Genomic DNA, 19,854 nt, shown 5'->3' on the forward strand with positions numbered 1-19,854 from the left:
GCCGCTGACCGTCTCCAGTGCAGGTGGCCGGGACGGGGGGACGTGGTGCGGGCATGAGGGACGAGCGGAGTTTCGACGAGTTCTACCGGAGCACCTCGGCGCGGACCCTGCGCTACGGCCACGCCGTGGCGGGCGACCACGGCGAGGCACAGGACCTCGTCCAGGAGGCGTACGCCCGCGCCTGGCGGCAGTGGGGCCGGCTGGCGCAGCACCCCGCGCCGGAGGCGTGGCTACGGCTGGTGGTCAGCCGGCTGGCCGCCGACCGGTTCCGCCGGTTACGGAGCTGGCGGACGGCGATCAGCCGTACCGGTCCGCCGGAGGACGTCCGGCCACCCGGTGAGGACACCGTGCTGCTGGTGGCCGCGCTACGGCAGCTCCCCGCCAACCAGCGTCAGGCGCTGGCCCTGCACTACCTGTTCGACATGCCGGTGGACGAGATCGCCCGGGAGGCCCGGGTGCCCAGCGGCACCGTGAAGTCGTGGCTGTCCCGGGGGCGGTCCCGCCTGGCGGAGCTGCTCCCCGGCGTCTCGGCGAAGGAGTTGGAGGTCAACGATGTCGCGTGAGCTGCACCGTTTCTACCGGTCGTTGGCGCAGGACACCGACCCCGGCGGCCTGGTCCCGCCCGACCTGGTCCGTCGGTACGCCGACCGGCGGGCCCGGCTGCGGGCGGCGGCGGGGGTGCTGGTCGTGGCGGTCCTGGTGGGCGGGACGGCGGCCGGCACCCGGTTCGTGCTCACCGCCGCGCCCGGCACACCGGCCGGGCCGCCCTCCCTCTCCCCACCCGCCACCGCCGTCGCGGTGCCCGCCCCGGCGGTGTCGCCGGCGGCGACGGTGACCTCCGCCCCGGCCGCGTCCGCGCTCACCGGCTCCGCCGTCCGGTCGCCGGCCGGCCCGGTCAGCCCGGCCGTCACGTCGCCGTCCGACCGGCCGCCGACCGCGATCCCCGACGCGGCGTTCTTCACCCTCGCCGCGGCGAACGAGACCGGTGTGCGGCCGATGTTCACTCCCGGCCCGGCGCTGCCGCAGCTCTGCGGCGCGCACCCCGGCGACTCCGGTGTCGTCCAGAGCCGGGGCCGCGTCCTGGCCTTCCGCTACGCCGACACCCCGAAGGGGTACGTCCCGGACGGCAGCTACCGGCACACCATCACCCTCTACCGGGCCGGTCGCGCCGAGGACGCGCTCGGTGAGCTGCGGGCGGCGGTGCGGGACTGCCCGATCCAGCAGTCGTCCGACACCCCGGGGGTGACGTCCCGGTACCGCCTGCTGGCCGGTGGCGGCTACGGCGACGAGTCGGTGCTGTTCGAGCTGCGCCGGTCGTACTCCGAAGGGGCGGGTGTCCCGGCCGGCGGGGACGAGATCCGGCTGGTCCGGGCGATCCGTCTCGGGGACGCGGTGACCGTGCTCTGGGAGCAGGGCTGGGAGGGCACGTCCAGTGAGCGGTCGCAGGTGGACGCCGACAGCCGGCGGGCGGTGGACGCGCTGCGGGACTGGTTGGACTGACGGCCCGGGTGCCGTTTTGCGGGCCCGGGGGTCGGTAGGCTACGGTTAACCAGCCGACGCGGGGTGGAGCAGCTCGGTAGCTCGCTGGGCTCATAACCCAGAGGTCGCAGGTTCAAATCCTGTCCCCGCTACGTTTTCGACAGGCCCCGGAGTTCGTCTCCGGGGCCTGTCGCCGTTACCGGACCATGTCGCCGTTTCCCGGGGCCTCCAGCCGGTGCCGCCCCGGCGGCGGTGGGCCTGCCGTCGCGGGGGCGGGAACCGGCCGTACCGCAGCCGGCGAACGGGCGGCGCGGGCGGCATTGCTCCGCGGCGGGCGTCCTGAGCTGGGCGGACGGCGGATCGGGGGGCCGGCCGATCTCCGTCGGGCGGATGGGTTAGTCTTAACGGGCCGACGCGGGGTGGAGCAGCTCGGTAGCTCGCTGGGCTCATAACCCAGAGGTCGCAGGTTCAAATCCTGTCCCCGCTACGTTTTCGACAGGCCCCGGAGTTCGTCTCCGGGGCCTGTCGCCGTTTCCCGGCGTCCCGTCCGGAATCGCTGCGGGCTTCGGCGTGCCGGAGTTGCCGCCCTCGGTCAGGATGAAGGCATGTCTACTGAGATCAAGACGTCAACTCCGATCACATGGTGGGGCCGGCTGAGCGCGGTCCTCGGCGCGGTCGTGCTCTCGGTCTTCGTGCCGGTGGCCGCGTGGGCGTCCACCGGCACCGGCGAGCTGGTGGTGGAGGCGGCCCGGCGACGGTCCCGGGGCGGCGGGTTCGGCGTCCTCGGGCTGCTCTGCTGCCTGGTGGTCGTCGGCGGCATCGTCCTGCTGGTGGTGCTGCTGACCCGCAACCGGCGCAACCGTCCGCCCCGCTGATCCGCGACCGGCGTCACCGCCCGTCCCGCCGACCCGTCACCGGGCCAGGGCCGCCTGGGCCCGGGCCATGAACTGTGTCGTCGCCGCCCGCGCCCCGGAGCGTCCCGCGCGGATGCTCCGGGCCGCCTCGGTGAGCAGGGCACGCACCTCGTTGTGCCCCCTCGGGGGTGGCGCGGGTGCCGGGCCGACCTGCTGGTGCAGCGCCTCGCCGAGGGCGGCGACCCGTTCGGCAAGCGGATCGTCGAGGGTCTGCACGACCGCCTGGCGTACGGTCAGGCTGGCCGGCAGGCCCCGCTCGGTGCCGAGCAGCCGGCCCACCTCCACGCTGCCGGTGAGGAAGTCGACCACGTCGGCCACCACCTGCGGGTGCCGGGTGCCCCGGAACCCGGCCCAGTACATCGACGCCCGGTCCCACTGGGCGGCCCGGGGGCCGGGGAAGCCGACCAGGGCCAGCTCGTCCTTGCTGTAGCGCTGCAGCTCGGGAAACTGGTGCGACCAGGCGAACGAGGCGGCGGTGTGCCCGCTGACCACCAGTTGCCGGGCCGGATCGCCCCCGTCGGCGCGGTCCACCAGGGCGGCGGCCGGGGTGGCCCGTTGGCTGCGGGCCCGCTCCCAGAACTCGAACCAGTCCAGCAGCGCGGCCGGGCCGAAACCCAGCTGGCGGCCCTGGTAGAACCGGGTGCCCAGCCCGCGCAGCCAGAGCCACAGCGCCCGGTGGTCGCCCGACGGGTCCATCGAGCCGGCGACCCGGCCCCGGCTGGCCCGGGTCACGCTGGCGGCCCAGCTCAGATAGTCGGCCCAGGTCATCGAGGTGGTCGGCTCGGCAATCCCGAGCCGGCGCAGCAGGTCGCGGTTGAACACCACGGCGGCGTGGGTCTGCGCGGCCGCGACGCCGTACACCCGGTCGTCGATCTTGCCGTAGTCGACCAGGCCGGGCGGCAGGGTGTTCAGGTTGATCCGGCCGCCGTCGACGTAGCCGCCCAGGTCGAGCAGGATGCCGCGCTGGGCGTAGTCGCCGAGCATCGAGTCGTCGATCTGGAACAGGTCGGGCACGTTGCCGCCGCCGGCCTGGGTGGCGAGCCGCTCGTAGTAGCCGCCCTGCCCCTGCCAGGTAACCCGGAAGGTGACCTGCGGGTTGCGGGCCGAGTACAACCGCAGGGCCCGTTCGGTGGCCTCGGCCCGTCGGGTGCCGCCGTACCAGAAGACCGACAGCTCCACCGGGCCGTCCGGCGTCGGCGACTCCGCCTCGACGCCGCACCCGCTCAGCCCGCCCGTGGCCAGCAGCGGGACACCGAGCAGCGCGCCGAGCAGCCGCCGCCGGGCCGGGTCGACGCCGGGCCGGACCAGCGGGGGACGCACAGCGGACACGGGTGCTCCTGGGGACGGGCGGGCCGGTAGCCGGACCATTCACGCAGGTGGCGCGGCCGGGTGTCAACGCCCGCCCGGCCCGCCCCCCGGGTGGGCGACCCGGCCGGCGTCGTCCCCGTGGTGTACTAGGGCACGTGGAACTTCTGCACTCCGGCAAGGTCCGGGACGTCTACGCGGACGGCGACGACCTGATCCTGGTCGCCTCCGACCGGATCTCCGTCTACGACGTGGTGCTGCCCACCCCCATCCCCGACAAGGGGCGGCTGCTCACCGCCCTGTCGCTCTGGTGGTTCGAGCAGCTCGCCGACCTGGTGCCGCACCACGTCATCTCCACCACCGACGTGCCGGCCGAGTTCGCCGGCCGGGCGATCCGCTGCCGCCGGCTGGACATGGTGCCCGTCGAGTGCGTCGCCCGGGGCTACCTGACCGGTGGCGGCCTCAAGGAGTACGAGCGCACCGGCGCGGTCTCCGGCGTGCCGCTGCCGCGTGGCCTGGTCGAGGCGTCGATCCTGCCGGAGCCGATCTTCACCCCGTCGACCAAGGCACCGGCCGGGGAGCACGACGAGCCGATCACCTTCGCCGACGTGGTGGACAAGGTGGGTGCGGAGACCGCCGAGCGGCTGCGCCAGATCACCCTGGACGTCTACCGGCGGGGTGCGGAACTCGCCGCCGACCGGGGCATCCTGGTCGCCGACACCAAGATCGAACTGGGCTGGGCGACGGACGGCACCCTGGTCCTCGGCGACGAGGTGCTCACCTCCGACTCGTCCCGCTACTGGCCGGCCGAGTCGTACCAGCCGGGCCGGACCCAGTTCTCCTACGACAAGCAGTACGTGCGGGACTGGGCGACCAGCAGCGGCTGGGACAAGCGGGCCCCCGCGCCCGAGGTCCCCGCCGACGTGGTCGAGGCGACCCGGGCCCGTTACGTCGACGTCTACGAACGGTTGACCGGCGAACGCTGGTCCTGACCCGCCGCGCGCCGGCCGGCCCGTGGCGGGCCGGCCGGACAGCGGTCAGTTGCCGCCCAGCGCGGTCTTCGGCTCGGCCCGGTAGGAGCGGTCCTCGGCCTGCTTGCCGAGGACGCCGCCACCGGGGGTCTCCACACTGAACGCCTGCTCGTCGGTGACGATCCCCGGGCCGTCACCGTGCCCCTCCCGGTCGTCCCGCTTCGCGGCGGTGGTCCGCCGGGGCGCCAGTTCCGGCGGCACCGGCTGACCGCCGCGCGCCCGCCGGGGCGTCGGCTCGGCCGTCGGCCGGCCGCGCAACGCGCCCGGCACCTCCTCCAGCCGGGACACCCGGCCCCCGGACAGCGGCGCGGCCGGCGCGTCCAGCACCGGCGCGGTCGCCTCCGACCGGTCGTCACCCCACCACTCGCCGCCCGGCGTCGCCGGTTGCGCCGCACCAGCCCGGTCACGGCGCTTCGACCGGGGCGTCCCGGTCACCCCGGCACCCCGGGTCGGGCTGCCCAGCACGGGCGGGGCAATCCCCGGCCGGGTCGGCGTCGAGGCGTCCCCGGCCTGCCCGTCGGCGGCGCGACCGGCACCGCCGGCCGTGCGCCGCGACGGTGGACGCCGGTTCTGCAACACCGGCGCGGTGGTCTCCCCGGCCGGCCGGCCGAACAGGTCCTCGTCGCCGGCACCCGGGCGGGCGGTGCCCCGCCGGGCCGGGTCCGCCTGCTGCCCGCTGCCCGGCCGGCCGGAAGCCGGGGAGTGCGGGGAACCGGTCGCCGGGTTGCCCCGGGCACCGGTCGGCGGGGCCGCCGTCGACGGCGAACCGGGGCCGCGCAGCCCGTTCGGCGGCGCGGTCCGACCGCCGGTCGGGGGCGGGGTGGCGTTCGCGCCGGGGGAACGCAGCGACGCCTGGGGCGGTTCGCTGACCGCCGGCGCTCCGGCACCGCCGCGCAGCACCCCGCTGCGCAGCCCACGCTCACCGGCGAGCCCGTCGAGGCCCGGCGGCCGGGCGAGCCCGGCCCGGCCCGCGCCGGTGGCGTTGGCGGTCCCGCCGCTCGGAACGGGTGCCCCGGTGGACAGGCCGGGTGGCGGCGCGACCAGCGGCGGCGGCACCACCGGCGGCGGTGCCACGGCGGGACCCGCCCGCTCGTCGGTGCCGGGCGTCGGTGCCGGCGCGCCGGCCTCCGGCGGCGGCCTGAGAGTGTCCAGCACCTGCCGGGCCAACTGGTCCGGACCACCCGGACGGGGCACCGGCCGCACCGACGCCGGCGGCGGGGTCGCCCCCACCCCCGGCGGGCGGGCACCGGGCGGCCGGACCGGCGGCGGGGTGCCGACCGGCCCGCGCCACGGCGGGTGACCGACCGGGTTGAGCACCGCGTCCATCGGGAAGAACGGCGGACCGTGCCCGCCGCTGACCTTGCTCAACGTGTCGAAGTAGTCGTCGGCGGTACGCCGGGCCAACTCCTGCGCCCGGCGGTTGTACTCCTCCTGCTTCTCCTGCACCGCCTCGGCCTCGGCCGCCTGGATACCCTTCTCGCCGTCGTACAGGCCCAGGGTGAAGCCCTGCTTGAAACCCTCCGAGAACTGCGTCCAGCCGTCGGAGTTCTTCGCATCGTCGATGGCCTCCCGGTATTCCGTCCAGAGCCGCTCCATCTCCGCCCGGGAGTCGCGGGCGATGCCGACCATCGCCCGCAGCGCGGTCACGTTGTGCTGGGCCGCGTCCATCCACTCGTCGAGGTACGCCAGCGTCTTGCCCGGCCCCGCCTTGAGGAACGCGTCACGGGCCTGCGGTGACTTCCAGTGCTCGTCGTGCAGGGTCTGGCTGGCGGACAGCAGTTGCTGGTGGATGCTCTGTAGCAGGTTGTAGGCGTTCTGCCACTGGTCGGCCAGCGCCGAGATGTCCTCCGGGTGCTGCCCCAGCACCTGCTGGCGGACCGCCTCGATGGTGGCCCCGCCCTCACCGCCCGGTGCCGGGGTGAACTTGAGGTCCGGGTTCTCCGGCGGCATGACGTACCGGGTGCCCTCGCCGCGCGGGCCACCGTGCGCGTACGTCGCCTGGGCACCCCAGTAGTCGGCCATGGTGTCCTCCCGGGCTCAGATGCCGTAGTCGTGCTGCTTGATCTCGTCCAGGGCCCGCTTGGCGGGGGATTCGGTCAGCTCGGCCGGGTCCACGCCCTCGGTGTCCTCGCCGATGTGCAGCTCCTGGGTGACGGTGCCCTTGCCGTCGGTCGTGGTGACCGTGCGCGTCCCGTCGGCGTGCTGTTCGTCGACCTTCTTCGAGGTCGGCTGCTCGTTGGCGTCGAGCTGCTCGCTGGTCACCGTGTGACCACCGTCGACGCCGTACGACGTGGTCTCCCGGCTGCCGCCGGTGCGCCGGCCCTCGGCGTCGGTGTTGGTGGTGGTGACCACCGTCGAGTTGCCGGTGACGACCGTGGTCGTCCGGCTGGTGCTGCTGTCGAGCACCTTGCCGGTGGCGTCGGTCGTGGTGGTGACCGTCTCGGTGCCCACGCCACCGGGCAGCGACCGCTGCACGATGGTGCGCACCACACCGCCGGGGCCGAGCGCGGTGAAGGTGATGCTGCCGTCCGGGGCGACCCGGGGCTGGCCCTGGTCGACGAACTGCTCGGGGGTCGGCGCGGCGTCGGCCTGCCCGCTCGACACCGTTTCGAGGTACTGGTCCCACCAGGTCTTGCCGGAGACGAACGGGGGCAGCCCGGCCGGACGAGGCGCGTCGGCCTCGCCGAAGGCGAACCGGACCGCGTCCAGCGAGGCCGCCGACCAGCCGTCGGTGTTGGCGTAGGCGTCCGCCACCGTCTGCGCGGCCATGCCGATGTTGGTCAGCGCCGCACCCAGGTAGGTCAGGTACTGCTGGAACTCGGCGTAGTTCAGGGTGAGCTGGGTGCGGACGTAGACGCCCTCGGGCAGCGCGGCACCCTCCCAGGCGCGGTGCGGCAACTGGCCGAGCTGGCTCAACCGGCCACCGTGGCTCTGCAGGTTCTCCTGGATGACGACCATGTTCTTGCCGTAGTCGACCAGCCCGTCCGGATCGACGTCGACGGGCTTCTGATCGGCCAGCCAGTCGGTCCGGGTGTTCTGGTCGGTCTCGTGCTGGTACGGGTTGCTGCCGTCGTCCTCCGCCACCGAACCCTCCCCTGGTGCGGCGGGCCCCCGCCCGAGTGTCACCGGAAATCGCCCCGAGCGTAACCGCTGCCGACCACCGCCGGGACCCGGTATCGCCGCTGTCGCCACCCCGACCAGCCACTTCGGACGAAGTGAGGTGGCCCGATTCGTTACGGGGCGCTACCGTCAGGGTCGGCCACGACGGCCACGACCATCAAGGGGACGCTTCCCTGACCGGGGGGCGCAAGCAGAGGAGCGGGTGAGTCCACCTTGACCGACACTCCTGGACTGGGTCAGGTTCACGCCACCCAGGAACAGCTGAACGCGATGGCGAAACGGTGCAACGAGACCGGTGAGGGCCTCGCGCTGGGCATGGCACGGCTCATCGAGCGGGTGCAGGCGCTGGGCGGCAGCGGCATGCGGGGCTCGGCGAACAATGCGCTTCAGGACGTCTCCGTGCAGCTCAACGACGGCCTCAAGAAGATCATCTCGGCGCTCGACGAGCTGTCCGGCAAGATGACCAGCGCCGCCACCCAGTACGGCATGAACGACGAGGACGCCGCGACCGAGATCCGCCAGGCCGCCGCCGAGACCGGCGACGCCAGCGTGATGAGCATCCTGCGCGGCTGACGCCGCCGGTATCCGCCGCGGCCGCGTCGACCCTCCCGGGCGACCCGTGCCGCCGTGACCAGCGAAAGGTGACCTTCCAGTGAGCAGTCCCATCACCTACAACTTCGCCCAGATCTCCGACGTGGCCACCGCCATCGGTACCTACCAGGGCCAGATGGACGGCAGCCTCCAGGACCTCTACACCCAGTTCACCCAGCTCTTCGCGCAGGACTGGCAGGGGCCGGCGGGGCAGGCGTGCGACGAGGCCCGGCAGAAGTGGAACCAGGGCGCCACCGAGATCAAGGAGGCGCTGACCCGGGTCGGCGTGAAGCTCGGCGCGTCGGCCGAGCGGATGCAGCAGGTCGACCAGCAGATCGCCGCCGGTATGTGACCGTCCGGTCCGACGCCCTCCCGGCCGGAGGGCGTCGGACCGGCGGGGCGGCCGGGGCCGGGCCGCCCCGGCTAGGCTGCCCGGCGGAAGGACCTCGGGGGAGGGGCGATGGAGGAACGACCGAACTTCGGCGCGTTGACCGCCATGATCGGTGACCTCAAGAAGGCCTGGTCCGGAATGGACGACGTGCAGCGTCGGATGCTCCGGGTGACCGGCACTGCCTGGTCGGACGACCGCACCGTCAAGGCGGTCGTCGGCCCCCGGGGGCACCTGCTGGAGCTGGACATCGACCCCCGGGTGTTCCGTAACCCCAACTCCAGGGCGCTGGCCGCCACCATCGTGGCGACCGTCCGGCTCGCCGTGGAGGACGCCGCCGAGCAGTCCCGCGAGATCCTCGACGGCAGCCTCGCCCCCGACCTGCGTCGGATGGCCCCCGGCGGCGCACAGCTGGAGAAGCTGCTGCACAGTCACGACGCCGACGTGCGCCTGAAGGGGGACGACGATGAGTAGCTTCGTCGAGATCAAGACGAGCGTCGCCGACATCCTCGGCATCGCCAACCGGCTCCGGATCAACGGACAGTCGATGCGCACCGCGATGGACGGCAAGCTCGGCGCGATCACCACCCTGGAGGCCGCGCCCGGGACGCTGCCGCGCGACGAGTTCACCGAGGAGTTCCTCAAGACGTACCACAAGTCGGTCGAGGTTTCCGGCGGCGGCGGGCAGCAGATGAACGAGGCGATCAAGACCACCGTGCCCAAGCTCGGCGAGGCGATGGACAAGCTCGGTGCGTACGTGGCCGACGCCATGTGGAGCTACACCGGCACCGACGACGACAACGCCACCGACATCGACCGGGCCGGTGGCCGGCACTGACCCGAGGCGGCCGGCCGGGGGACCCGACGGTGCCGGGGAGGACCCCGCGTGAGCGAGAGTGACCACGCCCTCGCCGAGATCCTGGAGTGGTTCTCCGACCTCGAAGCCGCCATCCCGGGCGTCCGCTCCACCGTCGGCGAGATCCTCATCGGCAAGATCCCCGAGTCGGACATCGACGCCGTCTACGAGCTCTCCGACGCCTGGGGTGCCGCGACGCAGGAACTCGCCGCCTTCTACGAGGAGGCGGTGCACGCCGCCGACGGCATCCTGACCAACTGGAGCGGCGACGGGGCCGCCGAGGTGTTCACCCGGGAATGGCTCGCCTACCTGGAGTCGCTCGCCGGCACGGTCGACACCCTCGCCTCCATGCAGGAGGCGGTGCAGAGCTTCGGCCTGCAGATCGAGCTGATGAAGTTCATGGCCCTGCTCGGCCTGATCATGCTCGCCGTCTCGCTGTTCATGCTGGTCGCCGCCGCCATCCCGTCGCTCGGCCTGTCCACCGCCGGCATCCCGGGGGCGTTCGCCGCCTGCCGGGCCGCGATCGGGGCCGCCGCCACCAACGCCGTCCGGGCCATCGGCAGCATCTCCGTCCGCGCCGCCCTCGCCGAGGTGACCGCGCTGCTGACCCGTACCCTGCCGACCCTGGTACGGACCCAGTTGCCGAACCTGGTCCGCACCCAGGTTCCCCGGCTGGTCACCACCCAACTGCCGCGCTTCGCGCGGACCCAGGTCCCCGCCTTCGTCCGGCAGACCCTGCCGACGGTGATCCGGCAGGGCGCCGGCACCCTCGCCCGCAACACCCTGCCGCGCAACGTCATCGCGCGGTCGGTCGCCGACCGGATGGCCGGTCAGTGGTTGCGCGGCGTCACCAACCGGGAACTGCTGCGCCAACTCGGCCGGGAGGCCGGGCTGGAGTCCCGACGGCTGGCCGGGCGCAGCCTGCTCGCCGCCCGCAACCAGCTCGCCCGGGAGATCGAGGAACAGCTGCTGCGCAGGTTCGGTGCCCGGGTCGGCACCGACCTCGCCACCCGTGGCGGCGTACGGCTGGCCGGCACCGAGGCGTTCGAGCAGCTCAGCCGGGCCACCCTGAGCCAGTACGCGACCCGCGAGATCGCCACCACCACCTTCGGCCGGGAACTGACGAAGTACCTGGGCCAGCGGGTGGCGTTCGGGGCGGCGTTCATGGGCGGCGGCAACCTGCTGGGCCAGATGTACCAGATCGCCGGTGGCGAACGGTCCAGCCTCGACCTCGGTCAGCTCGGCGTCTCCACCGTCCAGGGTGGGCTGTTCGGGGCGTCGATGTTCGGCGGCATCCCCGGCCACGTCATCGGCGGCGGGGTCACCGGTGCCCTGGTGACCGGCGCGACCGACGCCGCACAGGGGAAGTTCGACCTGCAGAACATGCTGCACGGCGGCGCGGAGGGGGCCAAGGCCGGCGTCGTCTTCGGCGCGCAGAACAAACTGGACACCGTCCGGGTCGGCGGGATGAACCTGCGGATCGGGCGCGACGTGATGGTGCTCCCCGAGGGAATGGCCGCCGTCGACCGGGCCGCCGGCCTGCGGGTCACCTACAGCGAGCGGGGCGCGGTCTGGGCCCACGTCGACGGCGACGGCCAACGGCTCGACGGTGGGGCGATCGCCGCCGACGGCACCGTGCTCGCCCGCGACGGCGTCCGGTCACCCGACCCGACGGTGGTCGACGGCGACGGGCCCACCCCCGGCGGCCCGGGTGGCCCGCACCCGCCGCGACCCGAGCTGCCCCCGGCCGACCTGCCGCAACGCACCGACCTGGCGGGCGGCACCGGCGACGGCGGCGGCCCGCGCCAGCCCGCACCGGTGCGGACCACGGAGGCGGGGACCCACCTCGCCGATCCGGCCCGTCCGCCTGCCGACCCGGCCCGTCCCTCTCCCGACCCGCTACGGCCCGGGGGTGAGCGGTCGCCGGGGGAGTGGTCCCGCCCGGGTGACGACCGGGTGGCGGGGGAGTCGACCCCGCCGCCCGCTCGGGATGCCGACCCCGCCCCGCCCGGCCGCGACCCTGACCCGGTCCGCCCCGACGTCGAGCCGGGACGCCGCGACGTCGATCCCGTCCGCCCCGAGGCCGAGCCGGGACGTCACGAGGTCGGGCCGGGCGGGCGCGAGGGCGAGCCTGCCCGGCGCGATCCCGCCTCGGGGCACCGGGACGTCGAGCCGGGCGGGCGGGACGCCGAGCCGGCACGCCGAAACCCGGACGACGCACCGCCCCCACTGCCGGCCGGCCGCCCCGAACCACCGGTGATCACCATCCGGGACCACCCGGCGGCCACCGGTGTCGACCGGACCGGGCCGGCCACCGACCCGACCGGGATGAACGGGGCCGACCCCCGCTCGGACCACCCCCCGCCCGACGGCCACCCGGTCGCCGACCGCCCCCCGCAGGACCGGCCCCCCGAGGACCGTGGGGCGGAGAACCGGGGGCCCGACGAGCAGGACGCCCAGACCGGCGCCTCGATCCGTCCCCGCGACGAGCTCCGGGCGATGGAGTGGGCGGACCGGGCCTACGACCGGTTCCGGGCCGACCCGGGGGACGTCGCGGACATCGCGGCGAACCTCGCCAACGTCGCCCGCCCCGGCGGTACGACAGGCTTCACCCACGCCGAGATCGCCCGGGTGAAACAGCACCTCATGGTCGACGAGCACGTGCTGCGGGACTACCCGGACGGCTGGGTCCGTCGACGCTTCGACGCGGACGAGGACATCGCGGAGGCGTGGATCAGGCTGCGGGAGGGCCGCCCGCTCGAACCCGACCTGGTCCTGCTGGAGCACGAGCTGGCCGAGTCGGGCTACCTGCTGGTGCACCCGGACGCCACCTACCCGGATGCCCACGCGTACGCCCAGAGCCTGTTCAATTGGGAGCGGGTCGCGCCCGGCCGGACCGGAGAGGACCTGGACAACTCGTGGCCGAGGGGAACCGGTGATGGCGATTCTGGTGGACTTCGAAATGGTCCGGGAGGACAGTCGGGAGGTCGAGTACAGCTTCGGCTACCCGGAGAAGGACCGTCGGCTGGTCATCCAGAAGGCGTCCCGGGAGGGCCAGGTGCTGGACGGGACGGCGGACATGCAGTACAGGAAGGCGTACGGCAAGATCCTGCGGATGCAGGCCGAGGCGGCGAGCTGGCCGCCGGGGGGCAGCTACGCGGCGTAGCGCAGGGACACCTCCCGGCCGAGCTGGTGCCGGCCGGGACGCACCCGGTCGGGCCGTCGGTGCCGCTGCCCGAGGCGGTGCGGTCGACGTTCGACGGGCACGTCGGGGAGCTGCTGGCCGGCCGGGACGCCGGCCCGGTGGACCAGCCGTACCGGGCGAGCTGGGACGAGTCGTCCCGCCTGCTCACCGTCGAGTACCCGGACGGGCTGCGCGTCGGGGTGGTGCTCCAGGTCAACTCGTCGCTGCCACCCGGGCAGCCGGTGGTGCTGCGGCCGGGAATGGCGGTCGAGCACGGGCGGTGGGTGCAGCGGGAGCCGGCCGGGGTCGTACTGCCGGAGCACCTGCCGGCCGACCCGGCCGCGCGGGCCGCCTCCGTCGACCGGCAACTCGGCGACGCCTGGCGCACCCTGCACCGCGAGATCCACCAGGTGCTCGACCGCCCGGTCGAGCCCGGGCGGGCCGGGGTGCCGGTGGACGGCGTACCGGAAGGGGGCCGGGACGGGGCGACGACGCCGGACGGGCCGACGCGACCCGGACCAGCGCGGACGATGCCGGAGCCGTCGCTTGCGGCGCTGGAGGCACCGGTCCGGCCCGACCCGCCGGTGCTGGACGCCGACGCGGTCAGCTTCCGGGACGCCACCGCCCCGGCGCCGGCACCACCCCGGCCACTCAGCCCGGACACGGTGCGCGGCCTGCTCGCCGACGACCCGACGACCCCCGGGCAGCTGCGGGACTGGGCCCGGGAACACCTGGCGGTGCGCCAGGAGGACGGCTCCTACCTGCCCCGCAGCCAGGCGGAGATCGACGCCGTGGTGGCCCGGCTGCGCGCGGAGACGACCGCGCTGGTCGCCCAGCGGACCCCGGCCGACCCGAACGCCGCACCACCCGCCCCCGCCCCGGGGCCCGCCGTCCCGGAGACCGCCGAACCGGGACCCGTCGTCCCGGAAGGCACCGCGCCGAGGTCCGTGCCCCCGGACACCGCCGGGCCGGGGCCCGTGCCCCCGGACACCGCCGCGCCGAGGACCGTCGGCCCGGATGCCGTGCCGCCCGTCGCCGTGCCGGATGCTGTCGTGCCGTCGGACGGGCCGCCACGGGTGGGCGACGAGTTGCCGATCAGCCAGGAACTCGCGCCGAGCGGCAACTTCCCGGCGCACCGCACCAGGACCGGTGCGGAACTGCCCGAGCAGGTGCACGAGCTGGTGGGCAGGGCGAAGGAGAACCTGCTCGGCCGGTACCCGCAGGCGGCGGTGGCCCGCCGGATCGCCGACCTCGACGCGGTGGCCGGGCAGGCCGACAGGTTGCAGGCGGCCGCCGACCGGGCCCGCGACGGCGGCCCGCTCGGTGACGTCGTCCGGGAGGTACGCGCGCTGAGCCGGGCGGTCGACGGGTACGCCGACCGGTACCGCGACTGGCGGGACTTCTCCCGGGGCGGGGAACACGCCGACCCGGGCTGGCGGGACCTGGACGGGGTGGACCCGCTCAACGCCGTCGAGATGGCCCACCGGGTGGTCAGCGTGGACCCGGTCACCCACCGGTTCCACGTCATCGACCAGGCGATCGCGGTGGCGAAGATCGGCGACGTGCTCGGGCCGGCCTTCGAGCGGCACGCGGCCGACACCTTCGACCGGCTGATCCCCAAGGACCCGGAGAGCGTCGAGGCGCTGCTCCCACCGGAGCTGCGCCCCCCGGAGCTGGACGCGTGGATCCGCGGGCCGGCGCGCGGCGGCTTCGACACCCGGACCGAGATCCTCTATGTCGACCCCCGCGACGGCGCCACCAACCGACCGATCAGCGCGGTCGCCGCGACCGTCGTGCACGAGAGCATGCACCGGCTCCAGCCCAGCCCCGACGTGGTGGGCGACGTGCTGGCCCAGGGAGTCGCCGAAGGACGCCACGGCGACGACGTCTCGGCGCAGGTGCTGGTGCCGTTCCGGTTCGAAGGCGAGTTCCAGGCGTTCGCCGTCCAGCAGCACTTCCTCCGCGGGCTGGCCGGCTTCCGCGCCACCGACCACGCAGGGGACCCGCGCCTACCCCGCAGTGACGCCTACCAGGAGATGGCCGACTGGACCCCGCAGCAGATGCGGGACTACGTCCTCGACCGGTACGTGCTGGATCCGGCCGAGCGGGCCGTGCTGCCCCGGGAACTGCTCGACCGGGCGGTCGACCAACCTGTCGCGCAGATCGTGGAACGGGCCCGCCTGGCCATCGCCGAGGCGAACCATCCGATCCCCGGCGAGCGTCGTGGCGGCGCCTTCCACGGCCCGCTGAGCCGGGAGATCGCCGACCGGTACGGCATCGACCTCGACGCGATCGGACAGGAGCAGTCGGGACGGTCGCTGCCCGCGCTCCGCGACCATCCGGCCGCCCCGGACCCGTCGGCCCCACCCCGCTCCGGCCCCGGTACGCCACCGCTCGCCGAGTGGGGGCCGGCACGCGACGGTGGCCCGGCGGACCGGCCGGCGGCTCAGCCGGGGCCGGGGCGTCGCCCGGGAGTGCTGGGTCGGGCCCTGCACCGGATCACCGGCCTCCTCGGCGGGGCCGACCCGACCCCGCCCGCGCCGGAGCGGGGAGCGGCACCCCGGCCGGTCACCCCCGAATCGGGGACGCCGCGACCGGGTGGACCGGGCGAGGGGACCGTCGGATCGTGGTCGCCTCCGGCGCGGGCCGCGGACCACCGGACGTGGGCACCGGAACCGGGGCCGGGCTGGCCCGCTCCGGAGCCGGCCCCTTCGGCGGGCCAACCGGGTACGGGGCGCGGGGCGGCCGACGCGGTGGCCCCGGACGGACGGACCCTGCTCGCGCTGACCGAGCGCCGGTGCGTCGTCGACGAGCTGCGGGCGGCGACCGACCCGATCGACCAGGCCCGGCTCCGGGAAGACCTCCACCGGCTCGACGCCGACCTGGCCCGACGCGGCTACCCCGTGCACGAGCTGGAGCAGGTGCCGCAGGCGGACGGGGCGACACCGGCCGACGGGCGGGAGCGCACCCGCAACGACGAGATCTGGTCCGACCCGCCGTGGCGGCGGGAGGACCGGCGTCCCTCGCTCGACGAGCTGATCCCCGGCAGCCGGGAGGAGGCCGACGCCTGGGGTGACGCCGTCCGCCGGGAGTTCGCCGGCCAGCTCGACGGACGCGAGTTCGCCGGGTTGCGCGTCCGGGTGGACCTGGACGATCCGTACAGCGTCAGTGTGCACCGCGACGAGGTCGTCGTCCGGGCCGCCGTGCACGATCCGGACGGCGTGCCCGTCGGTCGGGTGGTGCGGTCCTTCCACCGCGACCACGACGGCAGCCTCTTCGTCGAACACGTCTCGCTGAAGCTCAGCGAACGGGTCCAGGGGCAGGGCTTCGCCCGGGAGTGGAACGGCCACCTCACCGACTGGTACCGGTACTCCGGTGTCGAACGGGTCGAGGTGCACGCCGCCTCCACCGTCGGCGGGTACGCGTGGGCGCGCGACGGATTCGACTGGGCGCCGAACACCGGGCACCGGGCCGAGGGCGTGCTCGACCGGCTCCGACATGAGCTGCGTGCGGTGGACGTCGACATCGCGCTGGCCCGGCGGGCAGCCGACGGCGACGGCCCCGTCGACGTCGACCGGCTCCGGGCACGCTACGGCACCGGCGACCCGGAGCAGGTGCTCACCGAGGCGTACCGGCAGCGGGAGGCGGGACGGGAGATCCTGGACCGGGCCCGCAGCCACCCCTTCGGCAGCGGCCGGTACCCGACGCCGTTCGAGATCAGCCAGGCCGGCTGGGGGGAGCACCACCGGGGGCGGGACGCCTCCTGGATCGGCAAGCGGGCCCTGCTCGGCGCCGACTGGAAGGGCGTCAAGTCGATCAGCGACACCGGCCCGCTGCACCCCCGGTCGGCGTACACCGCCGGGCTGCCCCGGGTGCCCGACCCGTCGGCGATCCACGGGCTGCTCCGCGGGGACGGTCCTGCGCCGGTCACCGCCGCCCGGGTGCCCAACGCGCAGTTCCACGGGTACGGCCGGGAGGTGGCTGCGCCGGAACTGGTACGTCGACTCGGCGACGAGGCGTTGCGCCTGCTGATGGACCGGTTGCCGGCGGACGGCACCCTGCGCGGCGTACGGCTGGACCTGACCGCCGTGCCGGCGGACGCCCTGCCCGACGGCGCGGTGGCCCGGTCGGTGCCGGTCGACGCGGACGGCCGGGACCTGCCGCACGGCACCGTGCCACCGGAGGGGGGCGGCTGGCGGATCGAGCTGTCCGACCGGGCTGCCGACATCAACGTGGCGCGGGCCGTCGCCCACGAGGCGGCCGAGCTGGCGGCGATCAGGCAGCGGGCCGCCGGTGGGCTGGACCCGTTCGCGCCGGATGCTCTCACCCCGGGCGTGCCGGCCGACGGCATCGGTCCCAGCCCGCACGACCTGGGCCGGCTGGCCGAGGTGGAGGTGCTGGCCGACCTGCTGCGCGACCCGGCGCAGGCGACGTACGCCCGCGTCGAACTGCGGGCCCTGCGCGACCATCTCGGCCTGCATCCGGACGATCCGGGGGCGGCGGCCCGGCTGAGGCTGCTCGACGGGCGGCTCAGCGACGCCGGCCGGGACGCGCTGCTGGGTCGGGAGGGCCCACCGGACGGGCGTGCCGGTCCCTCCGGCGGCGGCCCGTCGGGGCGTGCCCGCGACGGCGACCTGCTGCCGCCGGAGGCGGTTGACCTGTCGAAGCCCGCGGGTGACCTGGCCCCGGCGACCTATCCGGCCCGGGTCAGTCGGGTGCCGTTCGAGTTCGCGCGGTTCCTGCACGATCCCCGCTGGTCCACGGAGGCGACCCGGTTCGAGCAGCGGTTGGGGGCGCACTACTTCCGCGACCCGCAGGTGCAGGACACGGTACGCACGGCGCTGACCCGGATGCGGGACATCCTGGTGGCACTGACCGGGCCGGCGCACCCGGGGGAGACCCGCGCCGAGGTGGTCGCCCGGGTGGAGAGCGCCTTCTTCCGGGACGACGCGCCCGACAGCGCCGGTCAGGTGGGCACCTCGGTCAGCTTCGACCGGCTGCTCGCCGAGGGTAACCTCCGGGAGACGATGACCGCCTTCTACAACGCGGCCTACTGCAACTGGAAGAACCCGTACACCCTGTCCCACGCGCTGCTGTCGGTGCTCGACGAGGGGCGGTGGGAGCAGGCCCGGGACGCGGGCGTCGACGTGGCGGCGGTCCGTCGGATGGGCGACCTGCTCGACGGTACGGTGAACCGGCTGATGCCGGACCCACTGCGGGACAGGCTGAAGTTCGGCCGGGACTTCTTCGCCACCGGCAACGTGGCGAGGAACTCGGAGCACGGCATCCGGGACCTGGCCGAGATGACGGCGAGTCAGTCCCCCCGCCGGCCCCGCTCGGATGACGAACAGCTGGCCCTGGCCAACACCCCCGACCACTATGCCCGGCTGGGGACTCCGCTCGGTCGGCTCGAACGGGCGTACGTCGACCAGGTGAACCGGGAGAGGTCCGGCGCTCCGCTCGGCGACCACGGCCTGCTGCCGTGGCGTGAGGGGGTGACCGCGCACGACACCGACCATGGGCCGTGGGCCCGCTGGGTGGGTCGGGACGGCTTCCCGGTCATCGACGGGGTCTCCGGCACCACCGCCCGGATGCTCACTGCCGCCCGGTTCGTGGGGCTCGACGGCCTGCAGACCGAGCGGTTCCTGAGCGGCCTGATGGGCTGGATGCTGCCGGCCCGGGACCATTCGCTCTTCGAGATCCTGCGCGGAGCGGAGATCGCCGGTATCAGGCGGGTGGAGCTGCGCCCGCCCGACAGCCGCCTGACGGCGGTGGACCTCTACCGCAGCCTGCCCGACGTCGATCTGCCCACGCTGCGGGCCGAGGTGACGGTGGACGGGCTCTTCCCCCACGAGGCCCGTTACCTGGATCATGCCGTCGACCCGCACGGTTTCTCGGAGACCCGGCACAAGGTCCCGGCGATCGCGGACCGGCTGTGGCCCCAACTGGACAGCGGCCAGGTGCGTGACGCCGACCTCGCCGGTTGGCTGCGGCGCAACGGCATCGACCCGGCCGACACGGCAGCCGTGCGCAGTCTGGGTCAGCGGCTGTCGAAGCCCCACGTCATGGCGCTGGCGGTCTACACCCGACACAGCCACTACCTGATCAACAACGTGATTCGTACCCACCTGTTCACCGGTGGGGTGGCGGAGCGGCCGACGAAGGAGGTGTTCGACCGGAAGGTCGATGAACTCGTCAGGAACTACCTGGGCAATATCGCTGCCGGCACCAAGGCGTTGCCGTTGCCGTTGCTGCTCCGTTCGGTGGTACACGAGGGGGCGGGTCACCTCACCGCACGCTCGCCGCTCAGCGACCCGGCCGCGCGGTGGGTGCAGGCGCAACGGCGGATGGCGGCGGCCAGGCAGCGGGCGCGGGAACAGCCGGGCGCCCAGAGCGCCGTCGAGCGGGTCCGGGCCGCCCAGGCGCTCGACAGGGCCTGGGACGACCTCACCGGTCGGCTCCGCTCGGTGTCACCCCGGTTGTTCGATGAGGTGCGGTGGCACGCTGACATGGTGCACGACGCGATGATGCAGTTGCCGGCCGTCGGTGGTCCGGACCGGCCGGTGGTCGCCTACCGCGGTGACTGGATCACCCCGGTGTACTCCCCGATCTATGGCAACTCGTGGCTGCCGACCGGTAGGGCGCGGGAGTTCCTCAGCGTCAGTCGCCGCCTCGACGTGGCGGTACGGTTCATGGCCGAGAACCCTGCCTCGGGCGGGAGAATCCTGGTGGTCTACCGGCTCACCGGGCAGCAGGCCCGCGACATATCGGTGTTCTCGTCCTTCGCCGTCGATGAGGAGGCGGTCTTCCCCCCACGCTCGCGGATGCGTCGCACGTCCGATCCTGACCTCGAGGAACAGGTACGGGCCCGGTTGCCTCCCGAGTTCCAGGACAACTGCACGATAATCATCATGGAAGAGATCTGACAGTGATCGATAGTCCTGTATGGGATGAGGCGGACGACCTCTTCGCCGCCGTACACCGCA

Annotated in this window: 12 protein-coding genes and 2 tRNA genes; 11 read left to right on the plus strand and 3 right to left on the minus strand. The window is 74.4% G+C overall.

Translation table 11 applies throughout. The annotated features are described in order from the left end of the window. The first annotated feature begins 53 nt into the window (after window positions 1–53). The 5 genes from ACN265_RS03665 (at window position 54) to ACN265_RS03685 (ending at window position 2,354) form a co-directional block, all read left to right on the plus strand. Window positions 54–563: a SigE family RNA polymerase sigma factor gene (locus ACN265_RS03665; protein WP_204926787.1), complete on the plus strand. Its 510-nt coding sequence runs from the start codon at window positions 54–56 to the stop codon at window positions 561–563. Further along, window positions 553–1,500: a hypothetical protein gene (locus ACN265_RS03670; protein WP_420117922.1), complete on the plus strand. Its 948-nt coding sequence runs from the start codon at window positions 553–555 to the stop codon at window positions 1,498–1,500. The genes ACN265_RS03665 and ACN265_RS03670 overlap by 11 nt, the downstream gene beginning before the upstream one ends. 57 nt (window positions 1,501–1,557) lie before the next feature. Then, window positions 1,558–1,631 (plus strand) — tRNA-Met (locus ACN265_RS03675). Between the two features lie 261 nt (window positions 1,632–1,892). Further along, window positions 1,893–1,966: transfer RNA gene (locus ACN265_RS03680), tRNA-Met, on the plus strand. A 118-nt stretch (window positions 1,967–2,084) separates the two neighbouring features. Continuing rightward, complete coding sequence (locus ACN265_RS03685) at window positions 2,085–2,354, plus strand: hypothetical protein (protein ID WP_204926789.1); 270 nt, start codon at window positions 2,085–2,087, stop codon at window positions 2,352–2,354. A gap of 36 nt (window positions 2,355–2,390) precedes the next feature. Here ACN265_RS03685 and ACN265_RS03690 read toward each other — a convergent pair whose 3' ends face one another. After that, a complete protein-coding gene (locus ACN265_RS03690) occupies window positions 2,391–3,722 on the minus strand; it encodes an ABC transporter substrate-binding protein (RefSeq protein ID WP_421406020.1) in 1,332 nt (443 codons plus the stop codon). Window positions 3,723–3,856: 134 nt separating this feature from the next. Here ACN265_RS03690 and ACN265_RS03695 point away from each other — a divergent pair, with 134 nt between their 5' ends. After that, on the plus strand, window positions 3,857–4,690 hold the full coding sequence (locus ACN265_RS03695; protein ID WP_204926790.1) for a phosphoribosylaminoimidazolesuccinocarboxamide synthase: 834 nt from the start codon (window positions 3,857–3,859) through the stop codon (window positions 4,688–4,690). A gap of 45 nt (window positions 4,691–4,735) precedes the next feature. Here the strand turns inward: ACN265_RS03695 and ACN265_RS03700 are convergent, their stop codons facing one another. Both ACN265_RS03700 and ACN265_RS03705 read right to left on the minus strand, forming a co-directional pair. Next, window positions 4,736–6,751 (minus strand): hypothetical protein, encoded by a 2,016-nt coding sequence (locus ACN265_RS03700; protein ID WP_421406021.1) that lies wholly within the window; start codon window positions 6,749–6,751, stop codon window positions 4,736–4,738. A 15-nt stretch (window positions 6,752–6,766) separates the two neighbouring features. Next, window positions 6,767–7,813, minus strand: coding sequence for a WXG100 family type VII secretion target (locus ACN265_RS03705; RefSeq protein WP_421406022.1), 1,047 nt, complete (start codon window positions 7,811–7,813; stop codon window positions 6,767–6,769). A 249-nt stretch (window positions 7,814–8,062) separates the two neighbouring features. Between ACN265_RS03705 and ACN265_RS03710 the strand changes: the two genes are divergently transcribed. The 5 genes from ACN265_RS03710 (at window position 8,063) to ACN265_RS03730 (ending at window position 19,794) form a co-directional block, all read left to right on the plus strand. After that, a complete protein-coding gene (locus ACN265_RS03710) occupies window positions 8,063–8,422 on the plus strand; it encodes a WXG100 family type VII secretion target (RefSeq protein WP_377687359.1) in 360 nt (119 codons plus the stop codon). Between the two features lie 79 nt (window positions 8,423–8,501). Then, on the plus strand, window positions 8,502–8,792 hold the full coding sequence (locus ACN265_RS03715; protein ID WP_088644222.1) for a WXG100 family type VII secretion target: 291 nt from the start codon (window positions 8,502–8,504) through the stop codon (window positions 8,790–8,792). 108 nt (window positions 8,793–8,900) lie between these two features. Continuing rightward, the gene (locus tag ACN265_RS03720; protein ID WP_204926793.1) at window positions 8,901–9,302 is read left to right on the plus strand and encodes a YbaB/EbfC family nucleoid-associated protein; all 402 of its coding nucleotides are present in this window, start codon (window positions 8,901–8,903) and stop codon (window positions 9,300–9,302) included. Next, complete coding sequence (locus ACN265_RS03725) at window positions 9,295–9,666, plus strand: hypothetical protein (protein WP_357929735.1); 372 nt, start codon at window positions 9,295–9,297, stop codon at window positions 9,664–9,666. Before ACN265_RS03720 ends, ACN265_RS03725 begins: the two co-directional genes overlap by 8 nt. A 48-nt stretch (window positions 9,667–9,714) precedes the next feature. Next, the gene (locus ACN265_RS03730) at window positions 9,715–19,794 is read left to right on the plus strand and encodes a hypothetical protein (RefSeq protein ID WP_421406023.1); all 10,080 of its coding nucleotides are present in this window, start codon (window positions 9,715–9,717) and stop codon (window positions 19,792–19,794) included. The last annotated feature ends 60 nt before the right edge of the window (window positions 19,795–19,854 follow it).

Source organism: Micromonospora sp. WMMD730 (assembly GCF_049178955.1).
Lineage (GTDB): Bacteria > Actinomycetota > Actinomycetes > Mycobacteriales > Micromonosporaceae > Micromonospora > Micromonospora wenchangensis.

What these genes read in the sequence shown, in the direction of transcription:
- ACN265_RS03665 (WP_204926787.1), top strand. Translation starts at nt 54, where the DNA reads ATGAGGGACGAGCGGAGTTTCGACGAGTTCTACCGGAGCACCTCGGCG.
- ACN265_RS03670 (WP_420117922.1), top strand. Translation starts at nt 553, where the DNA reads ATGTCGCGTGAGCTGCACCGTTTCTACCGGTCGTTGGCGCAGGACACC.
- ACN265_RS03685 (WP_204926789.1), top strand. Translation starts at nt 2,085, where the DNA reads ATGTCTACTGAGATCAAGACGTCAACTCCGATCACATGGTGGGGCCGG.
- ACN265_RS03700 (WP_421406021.1), bottom strand. Translation starts at nt 6,751, where the DNA reads ATGGCCGACTACTGGGGTGCCCAGGCGACGTACGCGCACGGTGGCCCG.
- ACN265_RS03720 (WP_204926793.1), top strand. Translation starts at nt 8,901, where the DNA reads ATGGAGGAACGACCGAACTTCGGCGCGTTGACCGCCATGATCGGTGAC.
- ACN265_RS03725 (WP_357929735.1), top strand. Translation starts at nt 9,295, where the DNA reads ATGAGTAGCTTCGTCGAGATCAAGACGAGCGTCGCCGACATCCTCGGC.